General features: G+C 62.9%; 9 protein-coding genes and 1 pseudogene. 7 read left to right on the top strand and 3 right to left on the bottom strand.

The window, feature by feature from the left end:
- Position 1 precedes the first annotated feature (1 nt).
- From gltB to G7A66_RS12280, 4 genes are all read left to right on the top strand, one after another.
- Positions 2–4,675 carry a glutamate synthase large subunit gene (gltB, locus tag G7A66_RS12295; RefSeq protein ID WP_174295911.1) on the top strand — a complete coding sequence of 1,558 codons (4,674 nt, stop codon included), beginning with the start codon at positions 2–4 and terminating at the stop codon, positions 4,673–4,675.
- A 5-nt stretch (positions 4,676–4,680) separates the two neighbouring features.
- The gene (locus tag G7A66_RS12290; RefSeq protein WP_174295910.1) at positions 4,681–6,117 is read left to right on the top strand and encodes a glutamate synthase subunit beta; all 1,437 of its coding nucleotides are present in this window, start codon (positions 4,681–4,683) and stop codon (positions 6,115–6,117) included.
- Between the two features lie 507 nt (positions 6,118–6,624).
- Complete coding sequence (locus tag G7A66_RS12285; RefSeq protein ID WP_174295909.1) at positions 6,625–7,356, top strand: hypothetical protein; 732 nt, start codon at positions 6,625–6,627, stop codon at positions 7,354–7,356.
- A gap of 327 nt (positions 7,357–7,683) precedes the next feature.
- Complete coding sequence (locus G7A66_RS12280) at positions 7,684–9,141, top strand: S41 family peptidase (protein ID WP_174295908.1); 1,458 nt, start codon at positions 7,684–7,686, stop codon at positions 9,139–9,141.
- A 404-nt stretch (positions 9,142–9,545) separates the two neighbouring features.
- Here G7A66_RS12280 and G7A66_RS12275 read toward each other — a convergent pair whose 3' ends face one another.
- Positions 9,546–10,250 carry a uracil-DNA glycosylase gene (locus tag G7A66_RS12275; protein ID WP_206675183.1) on the bottom strand — a complete coding sequence of 235 codons (705 nt, stop codon included), beginning with the start codon at positions 10,248–10,250 and terminating at the stop codon, positions 9,546–9,548.
- Positions 10,251–10,357: 107 nt separating this feature from the next.
- Here G7A66_RS12275 and G7A66_RS12270 point away from each other — a divergent pair, with 107 nt between their 5' ends.
- From G7A66_RS12270 to G7A66_RS12260, 3 genes are read left to right on the top strand one after another with little or no spacing between them, the layout of a single operon-like run.
- Complete coding sequence (locus G7A66_RS12270; RefSeq protein WP_174295907.1) at positions 10,358–10,975, top strand: ribonuclease D; 618 nt, start codon at positions 10,358–10,360, stop codon at positions 10,973–10,975.
- A gap of 24 nt (positions 10,976–10,999) precedes the next feature.
- Complete coding sequence (lptC, locus tag G7A66_RS12265) at positions 11,000–11,662, top strand: LPS export ABC transporter periplasmic protein LptC (protein ID WP_174295906.1); 663 nt, start codon at positions 11,000–11,002, stop codon at positions 11,660–11,662.
- Between the two features lie 2 nt (positions 11,663–11,664).
- Entirely contained in the window at positions 11,665–12,255 is a 591-nt protein-coding gene (locus G7A66_RS12260; RefSeq protein ID WP_174295905.1) for an LptA/OstA family protein, read from the top strand.
- 373 nt (positions 12,256–12,628) lie between these two features.
- Here the strand turns inward: G7A66_RS12260 and G7A66_RS12255 are convergent, their stop codons facing one another.
- Complete coding sequence (locus tag G7A66_RS12255) at positions 12,629–13,252, bottom strand: plasmid pRiA4b ORF-3 family protein (protein WP_174295904.1); 624 nt, start codon at positions 13,250–13,252, stop codon at positions 12,629–12,631.
- Positions 13,249–13,401, bottom strand: a pseudogene (locus G7A66_RS12250) (transposase domain-containing protein); the annotation flags it as partial. The pseudogene G7A66_RS12250 and the gene G7A66_RS12255, both read right to left, overlap by 4 nt.
- Positions 13,402–13,536 lie beyond the last annotated feature (135 nt).

Below are 13,536 nucleotides of genomic sequence, written 5' to 3'. Positions count from 1 at the left end.
AATGGGACAGGCACCAGGTAACAGGCAACCGGCTGCGCAGGGGCTGTATGACCCGCGCAACGAGCATGATGCCTGCGGCGTCGGCCTGATCGCGAACATCAAGGGCGCGCAGAGCCACGCCATCGTCACCAGCGCGCTGGGGATCCTCGCCAATCTCGACCATCGCGGCGCTGTGGGGTCCGACCCGCTGCTGGGCGACGGTGCGGGCATCCTGCTGCAGATACCCGACCCCCTCTTCCGCAAATGGGCGGACGAGAACGGGCACGATCTGCCGCCGGTCGGACACTATGCCGTCGCCATGTGCTTCATGCCGCAGGATGCGACTTCGCGCGATTTCGTGACCGAGCAGCTGGAAAAATTCGTCACCAAGGAAGGCCAGCGGATCGTGGGCTGGCGCGATGTTCCGGTGACGCAGGACGGCCTGGGTGACGCTGTCGTCGCCTCCATGCCGGTCATCCGCCAGTGCGTCGTGGCGCGCGGCGAAAACTGCGCCGATCAGGATGCCTTCGAACGCAAGCTGGTCGTGATCCGCAAGCAGACGCAGAACCCGCTGGCGAAGCTGGCCGAAAAGCACGACCTGCCAGGCCTCACGGAACTCTACATCCCCAGCTTCTCCAGCCGCACCATTGTCTACAAGGGGCTGCTGCTGGCGACGCAGGTCGGCTCATTCTACGATGATCTGCGCGATCCCGACTGCATCTCGGCATTGGGGCTCGTTCACCAGCGCTTTTCGACCAACACATTCCCCAGCTGGCGGCTGGCTCACCCGTTCCGTTTCGTCGCGCATAATGGCGAGATCAACACGGTGCGCGGCAATGTGAACTGGATGAATGCCCGCCGCCGCACGATGGAAAGCCCGCTGCTGGGCGCCGATCTCGACAAGATGTGGCCACTGATCCCGCATGGCCAGTCCGACACGGCCAGCCTCGACAATGCGCTCGAACTGCTGGTCGCGGGCGGCTACAGCCTTGCCCATGCGATGATGGTGCTGATGCCCGAGGCCTGGGCCAAGAACCCGCTGATGGATCCGGCCCGCCGCGCATTCTACGAATATCACGCCGCGCTGATGGAACCGTGGGACGGGCCTGCGGCGGTCGCCTTTACCGATGGCCGTCAAATCGGCGCGACGCTGGACCGCAACGGCCTGCGCCCGGCCCGGTTCTGCGTGACCAGGGACGACCTCGTCTGCCTCGCATCCGAAAGCGGCGTGCTGCCTTTTGCGGAAGAGGACATCACGCGCAAATGGCGGCTGCAGCCCGGCAAGATGCTGCTGATCGACCTCGAACAGGGCCGGATCATCGAGGATGCCGAACTGAAGGCCGATCTCGCCGCGGCGGAGCCTTACGAGGAATGGCTCGCCAGCGCGCAGTACAAGCTGGAAGATCTCAGCCATATCGAGCCTGAACTCTCCGAAGTGCCCGAGGACCGCGCCAGCCTGCTGCAGCGCCAGCAGGCCTTCGGCTATACGCAGGAGGACATCACCCGCTTCCTCGAACCCATGGCGGTGAATGGCGACGATCCGATCGGCTCGATGGGCACCGATACGCCCATTGCGGTGCTGTCGAACCGGGGGCGGCTGCTCTACGATTATTTCAAGCAGAACTTCGCGCAGGTGACCAATCCGCCGATCGACCCGATCCGCGAGGAACTGGTCATGAGCCTGCTGTCGATGATCGGCCCGCGGCCCAATCTGCTGGGGCAGGATGCCGGTTCGCACAAGCGGCTGGAGGTTTCGCAGCCGATCCTGACCAATCGCGACCTCGCCAAGATCCGCTCGGTCGAAAGCGGGCTGGACGGTGCGTTTCGCTGCGCCACCATCGACATCACCTGGGATGCGGCGAGCGGTGCCGACGGGCTGGAGATGGCGATCAAGGAAATGTGCTGGACGGCCACCGATGCCGTGCTGCTAGACCATAATATCCTGATCCTGTCGGACCGCGCGCAAGGCGAGGACCGCGTGCCGATGCCCGCTTTGCTCGCGACATCGGCCGTGCACCACCATCTGGTGCGGCAGGGTCTGCGGATGCAGACCGGCCTCGTCATCGAAACCGGCGAAGCGCGCGAGGTGCATCATTTCTGCGCGCTGGCGGGCTACGGCGCCGAAGCGGTCAATCCCTATCTCGCTTTCGAGACGCTGCAAGATCTGCGCGCAACCAAGTTCCCGCATCTGTCCGCCGCCGAGGCCGAGGCGCACTACGTCAAGGCCATCGGCAAGGGCATCCTCAAGGTCATGTCCAAAATGGGCATTTCGACCTATCAATCCTATTGCGGCGCGCAGATCTTCGACGCGGTCGGGCTCTCAACGCCTTTCGTCGACGCCTATTTCACCGGCACCGCCACCAGCATCGAAGGGATCGGCCTGCGCCAGGTGGCGGAGGAAACCGTGCGGCGGCACAGCCTCGCCCACGGTGACAATCCGCTTTATCGCGGAATGCTGGATACCGGCGGCATCTACCAGTACCGGTTGCGGGGCGAGGATCACGCTTGGACGCCGACCACGGTGGCCAATCTGCAGCACGCGGTGCGCGGCAACAATCCGGCCAATTACGCCGAATATGCGAAGACGATCAACGAACAGTCGGAACGGCTGCTGACCATCCGCGGGCTGATGGAGTTCCGCAAGGCCGACCATGCCATTCCGCTCGAGGATGTCGAACCGGCAGAGGAAATCGTGAAGCGGTTCTCGACCGGGGCGATGAGCTATGGCTCGATCAGTATTGAGGCGCACAGCACGCTCGCCATTGCCATGAACCGCATCGGCGGGCGGTCTAATACCGGTGAAGGCGGCGAGGAGGTCGATCGGTTCCAGCCGATGCCCAATGGCGATTCCCGCCGCAGCCGGATCAAGCAGGTCGCTTCGGGCCGCTTCGGCGTGACGACAGAATATCTCGTCAATTCCGACGATATCCAGATCAAGATGGCACAAGGGGCAAAGCCCGGCGAAGGCGGGCAATTGCCGGGGCACAAGGTCGACAAGGCCATTGCCGCCGTGCGCTATTCCACGCCCGGCGTCGGCCTGATCTCGCCCCCGCCGCATCACGACATCTATTCCATCGAGGATCTGGCGCAGCTGATCCACGATCTGAAGAATGTGAATCGCGAGGCGCGGATCTCGGTGAAGCTGGTGTCCGAAGTCGGCATCGGCACCGTTGCCGCCGGCGTGTCCAAGGCGCGTGCGGACCATCTGACCGTGTCGGGCTATGAAGGCGGCACCGGGGCCAGCCCGCTCACCAGCCTGACTCATGCGGGCAGCCCGTGGGAAATCGGCCTTGCCGAAACGCAGCAGACGCTGATGCTGAACGACCTGCGCAGCCGGATCGCGGTGCAGGTGGACGGCGGCCTGCGCACCGGACGCGACGTGGCCATCGGCGCGCTGCTGGGCGCGGACGAGTTCGGTTTCGCGACCGCTCCGCTGATCGCGGCTGGGTGCATCATGATGCGCAAGTGCCATCTCAACACCTGCCCCGTCGGCGTCGCCACCCAGAATCCCGAATTGCGCAAGAAGTTCACCGGCACGCCCGAGCATGTCATCAATTACTTCTTCTTCGTGGCCGAGGAATTGCGCGGCTTCATGGCCGAGATGGGCTTCGCCACGGTCGATGAGATGGTGGGCCGGGTCGACCGCCTGGATACCAGCCGCGCGCTGCGTCACTGGAAAGCGGACGGTATCGATCTGTCGAAACTGCTGCACCGGGTGGACACGCAATATGTCAGCCCCTTGCGCCAGACGATGGAGCAGGACCACGGCATGGAAGGCGCGATGGACAATGAACTCATCGCCGCCTGCGAACCAGCGCTGAAGCGCGGTGAACCGGTGCATCTGACGCGCGCAATCCGCAACGTGCATCGTGCAGTGGGCGCGATGCTCTCGGGGGAAATCGCGCGCGCGCATGGCCACGCCGGGCTTGCCCCCGAAACCATCCGCATCAGTTTCAACGGCGTTGCGGGGCAGAGCTTCGGGGCATGGCTCGCGCATGGGGTCACGCTCGACCTTACCGGCGACTGCAACGATTATGTCGGCAAGGGGTTGTCGGGCGGCCGCATCATCGTGCGCCAGCCCGATGTCGACCGTGACCCGACGCAGAACATCATCGTCGGCAACACCGTGCTTTACGGCGCCATCGCGGGCGAGGCCTATTTCGGCGGCGTGGCGGGCGAACGTTTCGCCGTCCGCAATTCCGGAGCCATCGCCGTGGTCGAGGGCACAGGCGACCACGCCTGCGAATATATGACCGGCGGTGTCGTGGTGGTGCTGGGCGAGACCGGGCGCAATTTCGCCGCCGGCATGTCGGGCGGGCTGGCCTATGTCTACGATCCGGACGGCAGGTTCAGCGAATTGTGCAACCACGCCATGGTCGATCTGTCGCCTGTCTCCGCTTCGGCGGATGACGAGGGGCCGCTGGACGCGGCCGGACGCCCGGCCCAGCGCCCGCGCAGCGTGGTGGATTACGGCATGGGCGACATGCTGCGGCACGATGCCGCCCGGCTGAAGATCCTGGTGGAGCGGCACCGCATGCACACCGGGTCGGCGCGCGCGGCAGAACTGCTGGCAGATTGGGACAAGGCGCTGGGCAGATTCGTGAAGATCATGCCGCGCGACTACGCCCGCGCGCTGGAACTGCTGGAGGCGGAACAGGAGCAGGCAGGATACGCGACGATGGGGGCGGCGGAGTAGGAACGATGGGCAAGGAAACCGGATTTCTCGAAATCGAGCGGCAGGAACGAAGCTACGACCCGCCCGAAGAACGCCTGAAGCATTACAAGGAGTTCACCCGCCCGCACGACCCGGAAAAGCTGAAGCTGCAGGCGGCGCGCTGCATGAATTGCGGCATACCCTTCTGCCACACCGGTTGCCCGGTGAATAACATCATTCCGGACTGGAATCATCTGGTCTATGAGGATGACTGGCACAACGCGCTCGACGTGCTGCATTCCACCAACAATTTCCCCGAATTCACCGGGCGCATCTGCCCCGCGCCTTGCGAAGCGGCCTGCACGCTCAACATCACCGACCAGCCGGTGACGATCAAGAGCATCGAATGCGCTATCGTCGATCGCGGCTGGCAGGAAGGCTGGATCACACCGGTCAAGGCGGCGAAGCAGACGGGACGGCGCGTCGCGGTGATCGGATCCGGTCCGGCGGGCCTCGCCTGTGCTCAGCAGCTTGCCCGCGCCGGGCACAGCGTGGTCGTGTTCGAGAAGAACGACCGGATCGGCGGATTGCTGCGTTACGGCATTCCCGACTTCAAGATGGAGAAGCACCTCATCAACCGCCGCGCGGTGCAGATGGAATCAGAGGGCGTGACCTTCAAGACATCACGCGAGGTCGGCGTCGACGTATCCTTCCGCAGCCTGCAGGACAATTTCGATGCGGTGGTGCTGGCCGGCGGAGCCGAAGAAGCCCGGCGCCTGGACATACCCGGTTCCGAACTGCCGGGCGTGCGGCTGGCGATGGAGTTCCTGACCCAGCAGAACAAGCGGAACGCTGGCGATGACGAGGTGCGCGCGGCACCGCGCGGCAGCCTTACCGCGACCGGCAAGCATGTGATCGTGATCGGCGGCGGCGATACCGGCAGCGATTGCGTCGGCACATCCAACCGGCAGGGCGCGGCCAGCGTCACCCAGCTCGAGATCATGCCGCAGCCGCCGGAAAAGGAAAACAAGCTGCTGACCTGGCCCGACTGGCCGATGAAGATGCGGACCTCGTCCAGCCACGAGGAAGGCGCGATCCGCGACTGGGCCGTGTTGACCAAGCGCGTGCTGGCGGAAGACGGCAAGGTCTCGGCACTGGAATGCGTGCGGGCCGAATGGCAGGACGGGACGATGCGCGAGGTCGAGGGCAGCGCCTTCACCCTGAAGGCCGACCTCATCCTGCTCGCCATGGGCTTCACCGGCTCGCTCCGCACCGGCATGCTCGACCAATCGGGCGTGGACCTGACCGGGCGCGGCAGCGTAACCGCGAATGTGCATGATTACCGGGCCAGCCAGGACGATGTCTTCGCCTGCGGCGACATGCGCCGAGGCCAGAGCCTCGTCGTCTGGGCCATCCGCGAAGGCCGCCAATGCGCCGCCAGCGTGGACGAAGCGCTGATGGGCACGACCGATCTGCCGCGCTGATGCGGGGCAGGTGCGGTTATTCTGCCCCTCCTCGCTTCCCTCTTGCGCGGCTACTGTGCCGGATCCCTGAAGCTGACATCATTCGAATGCGTTGATCGCGCAGTCTGAAGGGGATCTGCGTGATCATAAACTGCGAAAACACACGAAAGGAGCGATGTGCAACTCAACGGCACCTTGCCTCAGAAGATCACGGCAGCTTTCAGGTGATCGCTTAAAACTGACGAATGTCTGACATTGAGGTGGGAAACGGACATTCGCCTGTCGTAGGATGAGCTTTTGGCGACGTTGCCGCTCTCATATAGCGGAGGAAAAATCGTCTTCTTTATGTACTGCCTGCCCCCAAAAGGTTGTCTCAAAACATCCGCCCGAATTTCACCCATTGCAGCGTCAGCGGCTCTGTTGGTCTTGCGAGATCGCTGACATGAGCGGGTGCCGTTTAACTCCGCTGATACATCCAGGCTTACTGGATCGGCTGCAAATCCCACACGGACCTGCTAGGCTACGGCTATGATGCGGCCTCTCCTCTTCCTCCTGCTCGGGTTCAACCTGGGCGCATGTTCCGAGCATGGCTCTACTAACGTTCTTTCTGGGGCCGCGTCCGAAGCACAGCGAGCTGAAAAGATGCCACACCGTGAAGAAAAATCTTTCAACGGCTGGGGCCGGTTTAACTTCGGGATGAACTATGGCGACGCTCTGACCGCATACCCCGGATTGGTTTGGAAGGCGGAGTCGGTCCGTAAATGCCGAGACGAAATGCCGTCGAGCGGTTGCACGCTGGACCCAGCTGACGGATCGCGCTTTCCTCTGACCGCCGGTGTCGCGCTGCTTCCAAATGTCAGCTTCAATCAAGAGGGAAAGCTTGCAGCAGTTCGTTTGGACCAGTTTCTGAGATCGAACGTGAAACCCGCCCACTGCGAGGGCGCATACGGTCAGCTCTGGGATGGCCTCCAGGAGACTTGGGGCGATCCCACGGTAAGCTCTTCGGATGAGCGTGAAGTGCTAATAAGGAGAACCCCTGGAGGCCGTGAGTTTTTGCTCGGTGTCAATGACGGGGCAGTAGTCGGAAGGGAGGCTTTCAATGTTCAGCCCGACGGCCGCCAAATCATTCTTCGATTTGGCTATATTGGTGCATCTGATTTAGCGCCCGCAGTATGTCACCTGAGCATTCTCTATCTTGGACCCAAGAGCTTGCAACCGCCGCTGGAGCAGCGCACCGATCCCCTGAAGAATTGGTATTAGGCAGCTATGCTGTGAAGCTTGCCACAGGCGGCGTTTGTCAGAACAAGTCAAGACGCCATTCCGAGAGCACCGGTCGAGGCACGATCAAGAACCGGTGAGCTGATCTTTATCGTCAAAGCTTCTCAGAACTGTGCTCTCGGGCTGTGCCTGAAGTAGACGATGGCACTTGCTTTGACAGGTCAGCCCGAACTGCCGCAGCGCTCGTCGCCGCCGGTATTGGCCTCTTTGATCCAGTAGACCGGTTTAGTTCCTTCTCCCTTTGAATTCACTAACGCGAAAGGTTGCCTGATGCTAATGACTTGAAGGATATGCGGAACGGACGGATTTATGAACAGGTACAGGCAGTTCACGTCGACAGTCGCGATCTTAGCGTTGCTGTCCGCTTGCGGCGGGGACGATGACCAGACCGCCATCGCGCCGCCCAGCACGCCGCCGATCAGCGCTCCGCCTCCCGCCACCGTCGTAGGCTGCTCACTGCGGGAACGGCAGGACTTCGCGCTTGCCCAGTTGCGCGAGTTTTACCTGTTCCCTGAGTTGCTTGACCTGAGCGTCAGTCCTGCGAACTATTCGACGGTCCAAGCCTATATCGACGCATTAGTAGCGCCGGCACGTGCACAGAATCGCGACCGCTTCTTCACCTACATAACCTCGATCGCCGAGGAGAATGCCTTCTTCAACTCCGGCTCTACCGCAGGCTTCGGCATCCGCCTGACCAGTAACGTTGCAGAGGGCCGGGTTACTATCGCGGAAACGTTCGAGGGCACGCCGGCTTTAGCCGCGGGCATAGACCGCGGCACGGAGATTCTCGCCATCGGCACCAGCGCGACGGATCTCGTCACGGTAAGAGACCTCTTGGCCTCCGGAGGTTCGGGCGCGGTAACGAATGCGCTTGGTCCTGGCGATCCCGGGCTTACGCGGGTCCTGCGGGTGCGCGATAAAGACGGAACCGTGCGCGAGGTCACTTTGAGCAAAGCAAAATTCAACATCGACCCTGTGTCGGATCGCTACGGCGCCCTGATTATCAACGATAATGGCAAGAAGGTCGGCTATGTTAACCTCCGCGTCTTCATTGGGGCGCCGGCGGAAAGCGATCTCCGCGCCGCCTTCGCAAGGTTCAAGGCGGAGGGGATCACCGAGGTCATCGTCGACCTTCGCTACAATGGCGGCGGCCTGGTCTCCATCGCGGAACTGCTCACCAACCTCCTGCTCGGCCAGCGATCGAGCTCAGATGTGCAATCGTTCACGGTCTTCCGCCCGGAAAAGGCCGTAAACAACGAGACCACTTTCTTCATGCCCCAGCCGGAGTCGATTTCGGCAACAAAGATCGCTTTTATCACCACCGGCAGCTCGGCTTCGGCCAGCGAGCTGGTTGCGAACGCAGTCCTTCCTTATCTCGGTTCTAATGCCGCACTGATCGGCTCCGACACGTTCGGCAAGCCAGTTGGCCAGATCGCCATAGACCGTGCCCAATGCGACGACCGGCTCCGCATCCTCGCCTTCGCGACTCAAAATGCAAACCGGCAGGGCGACTATTTCGACGGTCTCGCGAGCAAGTTCGACTCGACGTGCCGTGCGCCCGACGATTTGTCTAATCAGCTCGGCGAGCCGCAGGAAGCCTCTATCATGACTGCCTTGGACTTCCTGGCAGGCCGCGCCTGCACGCCGATCGGCACGATCGGGACCGCAAACACGCAAGGCTTCCGCGAGGACCGTGGTAGGAGCGAGCTGATCAAGCCGGCGCAGCCCAAGGGCACGGTGGAGCGAGATCTGCCAGGGGCTTACTGACCCCACTTAAGTGGGGGGGGCGAGGCGGTACTTAGCAAGGGTGCTGAATGTCCGCATTGGGGTCGTTAGCCGACAGGCGGCTTTTCCCACAACAGGAGCAGTAGCGGTCGTTCAGCCGTAAGCCGGGCTTCGTCGGGCCTATCCAGCATTGCAACACAAGTGCGCAAACCTGTGCTCGGATAGGAAGGGACTGAGGGACTAGCCGGAATTTCTGTGGACGCTCCTTTTTTCCGATCGGTCATCGGCACAGCCACAAGTTTCCTACATTCCAGCATTATGGCAGGCGGGGGTGGATGAACGCGCCCGCTTCCTCCCTGCCGAAATTTGCCTCAAGGACTGTGTTCCATGTGTTCCATCGCCGTCGGGGCCACCACCGAAGTTCTACCATCTGCAAACTGCGAAGCCTACAGCCGCCAGTCCACTGGCCCTCGCCCGCTCGATTCCAGAAAGGCGTTCGTGCGGCTGAAGGGGCGGCTGCCGAAGAAGCCGCGATAGGCGGACAGCGGGCTGGGGTGCGGGCTCGTGATCGCGCAGTGCCGCCCTTCTGCGATGGCGTCGCGCAAATCGGCAACGCCCGCCGCGCGTGCCTGGGCATGACTGCCCCACAGGATGAAGGCGGTTGGCACGTCGCGCCGCGCCAGCGCGGAAAGGGCGGCATCGGTAATCGCCTCCCACCCCCTGCCCGCATGGCTGCCTGCGCGCCCTTCCTCGACGCTGAGCGAGGCATTGAGCAGGAGCACACCGCTCCGCGCCCAGCCCTCCAGCATACCGTGGCTCGGCGGCACAATGCCGAGGTCGCTTTCCAGTTCGCGATGGATGTTGCGCAGGCTGGGCGGCACCTTCGCGCCCTCCGCCACGGAAAAGGCCAGCCCGTTCGCCTGCCCAGGCCCGTGATAGGGGTCCTGCCCCAGGATCACGACCTTGACCTCGTTCAGCGGCGTCAGCGCAAAGGCGCGCAGCCGTTCGCTGTGCGGCGGGTGAATGGTAACGCCGGACTGTTCCTGCCCGCGCAGCCAATCCTGCAGGCGCAGGCCTTCTGCGGATGTGAGCACCGGAGCGAGCGAGTCGCGCCAGCTTTCCGGGCAGCTTTTGGCAATATCATGGTCCATTGCCCACGCTCTAGCCAGGTGCCGGCACCAGAGCCAGCACCGGAGCCAGCAAAAGCACCTGCCGTTCTGCCCTTTCCCTCACCGCGAACTCGGCTTAAGGCCGCTGCATGACAGTCTATTTCCATGAAGAAGACCTGCCCGCCGACGTGCTGGCACCCGGCGATGTCGCCGTCGATACCGAAACGATGGGCCTCGTGACCCATCGCGACCGGCTCTGCGTGTTGCAGATCAGCGATGGCAAGGGCGACGAACATCTGGTTCGCTTCGCGCCCGGCAGTTCCTACAGCGCGCCCAATCTGAAGGCGGTGCTGGCCGATCCTGCGCGGGTGAAGCTGTATCATTTCGGCCGTTTCGACATCGCCGCGATTCAGTATTACATGGGCGTGCTGGCCGCACCGGTCTTCTGCACGAAGATCGCCAGCAAGCTGGTGCGGACCTATACCGACCGGCACGGCCTCAAGAACCTCGCCAGCGAGCTGATCGGGGCGGACATGTCGAAGCAGCAGCAGTCGAGCGACTGGGGCGCGCCGGAACTCAGCGATGCACAGCGGGAATATGCCGCATCCGACGTCCGCTTCCTGCATGCCATGCGCGACGTGCTGGTCGAACGGCTGGAGCGCGAGGGCCGTATGGACCTGGCGCAGGCCTGTTTCGATTTCCTGCCTACCCGCGCCCTGCTCGACATTGCGGGATGGGCCGACAAGGACATATTCAGCCACGAATAAGCTGTTCGTGCGTATGGAAGATTGATGGGACACGCGAGGCGGATCGAAACGCAGGAGGCGAAGCGGCTGCGCGGTGCGCGGCAGCATTTCGCCGCGCCCGGCGGATCGCACGACCGGCTGATCAAGCTGCTCGGTGCCGCTCTGCCGATGGCGGTGGGCGTGCTGGCAGCGCTGATGGTGATAACCCCGCTCTCGCCCCGGGGTGAGGTTAGCTTCCTGCTCGACCGCAACAAGGTGGCGATGATCGACGAACGCTACAGCGTTGACAATGCGATGTACCGGGGCAAGGACAATTCGGGCCGGCCCTTCAGCCTGATGGCTGGCGAAGCGGTCCAGCGGTCCAGCGCAGAGGGGATCGTGCGTTTGCAGGAACTCGTCGCCCGCATCCTGCTGCCGGAAGGTCCGGCACGGCTGGCGACCAGCGGCGGAGCCTACGACCTGTCTACCGACGTGGTGGATGCCACCGGACCGGTGCGGCTGGAGGCGGCGGACGGCTACCGGATGGAGGCGCGCGGCGTGTCCATCGACCTTCGCGAGAAGCGCCTTACTGGCACAGGCGGTGTCGAAGGGGCGGTTCCGGCGGGCAGCTTTTCTGGCAATTCCATCGAGGCGGATCTCGGCGCCCGAACGGTGACGCTGGAAGGCAACGCCCGTCTGACCATGGACCCTGGAAGTTTGAGGATGTGACGATGAGCAAGACTAGAATTCAATCTTCCGCCCGTCGACCCGCAACCTACCTGCGGCGCGCTGTGCGAAATGGCGGCGCGGCCTTCGCCCTGACGCTGCTGGCCATGGGCGGTATTCACGCGAGCGCACAGGGCATCGGGGGGCATGACAGCAACGCGCCGGTCAATTACGCCGCCGACCGCATCGAATTGCAGGATCGGCAGAACCGCGTGATCCTGTCGGGCGATGTGCGGATCGATCAGGGCGGGCTGAACCTGCGGGCCGCGCGGACGCTGGTGAATTACAGCGATGCCGGTTCTCTCAGCATCCAGCGCATCACAGCGACAGGCGGCGTGACGGTCACGCGCGGCAACGAATTTGCGCGCGGCAATGTCGCTGTTTACGACTTCAACCGCCGGATCATAACGCTGGCGGGCGATGTCCGCCTGCGCCGGGGAGACGACACGCTGAACGGCGGACGTCTGGTGATCGATCTGCGGACCGGCATTTCCAGCATCGACGGTAACGCGCAAGGGTCGTCCGGGGTGACCGGTGAGGTGGAGCAGACCGGGGGCGGAAGGGTCTCTGGCACGTTCTCCGTTCCGCAGGACTGATCGGTCAACCGCCCAGAGCAGCGAAATGCTGACTCTGTAAACGTGTGAAACGGTCGGCCTTGAGAAGGACCAAGTACGGAGTGATTGCAGACCCGAGCGTCTCAGCCGCTTCTGCTCGTTGGCGGGTTCCGTCAGAAAAATAGCTGAGCAAATGAGTCCGCTTCGTAAGGATGTCCGTCGTCAGAACATATGGCGCAATTCGCGGCGTAGATTAGCGGAGTTTCGGCCTCGTCTGGGGTTTGGTGTTAACGCGCCTGACCGAGCAAATTCGGAATGCTGCGGACGCGCAGCATCGTTGAATTTAGCGGGCCTTCCAAGCAGTAGAGCGCCCGCCTGCGGCGTAGCCATCCGGTGAGGGCCGCACCAGAGTTGGTCAGCCGTTTGCAAGCTTGATGATGCGCTTTGCTGCTGCGTTGCGGCGAGCGGCGATGCGGCCGAGAGCGACTTCGATCGGGAAAACTTCCAGTTCGTCTGGATCGTGGCCGTCGAGCCACTCGCAGATCTCGGAATGCTCGGGATGTTTTGGATCGGTCCTTGCTTCGAGCATCTCATAGAAGCCGGGGATCCCACCGCAATCTTCGGGCGGACATCGCCGCTCGCCGGCGACGAAGCGTGGATATTCGGTGGCGGGATCGCCGGCGCGCACCTCACTGACGATGAGGGTGTGCTGCCAAAAGTCGCCGAAGTCATAAATATAGTCGATCCGGGTCGTTCCCGGTGCAAGGACATCGCGTAGCCGGGTGCGCGAGGCGACCTTGCGCGGCGCTGTGCCCCAGTCCTCCTCTATGGGCAGGCCGTAGACCGAACCGCCAATGACCATCTCCCAGAGGTGATAGTCGAACCAGCCCATCGCGCTCTGGACGATATCGTGCAGCACCTTGAGGGTGACCGATGTTGGTACTTCGACCATCCGCCAGATCGGTGGGTCAGAGCCGTCAAGTTCGATCCGCACGGTGGCGATTTCGGTTAAATTATCGATAGCGCTGCGGGCGGTCATGCCGCCTGCAATAGCAGGACCTTGTCCTTGCGCCAGCTCCAAGGCAGCAACTCATCGAGCCTGCTGGCGGGGTGATCGGCAATGCGCGCGAGGATGTCGGCGAGCCAGGTCTGCGGGTCGACATCGTTCAGCTTGGCGGTTTGAATCACGATCCTGCCTTGAAAAATGCTCATCCGCTTGCCGCGCGCCAAATCGACGATGATGTTTGGATGCTGGCCCGAACTGCCTGTGCCGCCAGGTATAGATCAGCCCCGATGACATATCATGGCGCCGGCATACCTCGG

The sequence above is a fragment of the Alteripontixanthobacter muriae genome (assembly GCF_013336795.1).
Taxonomy (GTDB): Bacteria; Pseudomonadota; Alphaproteobacteria; order Sphingomonadales; family Sphingomonadaceae; genus Pseudopontixanthobacter; species Pseudopontixanthobacter muriae.
This window is presented reverse-complemented; position numbering and strand designations above follow the sequence as displayed.

Bases quoted from the DNA above. Each gene is read 5' to 3' on its own strand.
- gltB (WP_174295911.1), top strand. From the start codon at position 2: ATGGGACAGGCACCAGGTAACAGGCAACCGGCTGCGCAGGGGCTGTAT.
- G7A66_RS12290 (WP_174295910.1), top strand. From the start codon at position 4,681: ATGGGCAAGGAAACCGGATTTCTCGAAATCGAGCGGCAGGAACGAAGC.
- G7A66_RS12285 (WP_174295909.1), top strand. From the start codon at position 6,625: ATGATGCGGCCTCTCCTCTTCCTCCTGCTCGGGTTCAACCTGGGCGCA.
- G7A66_RS12280 (WP_174295908.1), top strand. From the start codon at position 7,684: ATGAACAGGTACAGGCAGTTCACGTCGACAGTCGCGATCTTAGCGTTG.
- G7A66_RS12275 (WP_206675183.1), bottom strand. From the start codon at position 10,250: ATGGACCATGATATTGCCAAAAGCTGCCCGGAAAGCTGGCGCGACTCG.
- G7A66_RS12270 (WP_174295907.1), top strand. From the start codon at position 10,358: ATGACAGTCTATTTCCATGAAGAAGACCTGCCCGCCGACGTGCTGGCA.
- lptC (WP_174295906.1), top strand. From the start codon at position 11,000: ATGGGACACGCGAGGCGGATCGAAACGCAGGAGGCGAAGCGGCTGCGC.
- G7A66_RS12260 (WP_174295905.1), top strand. From the start codon at position 11,665: ATGAGCAAGACTAGAATTCAATCTTCCGCCCGTCGACCCGCAACCTAC.
- G7A66_RS12255 (WP_174295904.1), bottom strand. From the start codon at position 13,252: ATGACCGCCCGCAGCGCTATCGATAATTTAACCGAAATCGCCACCGTG.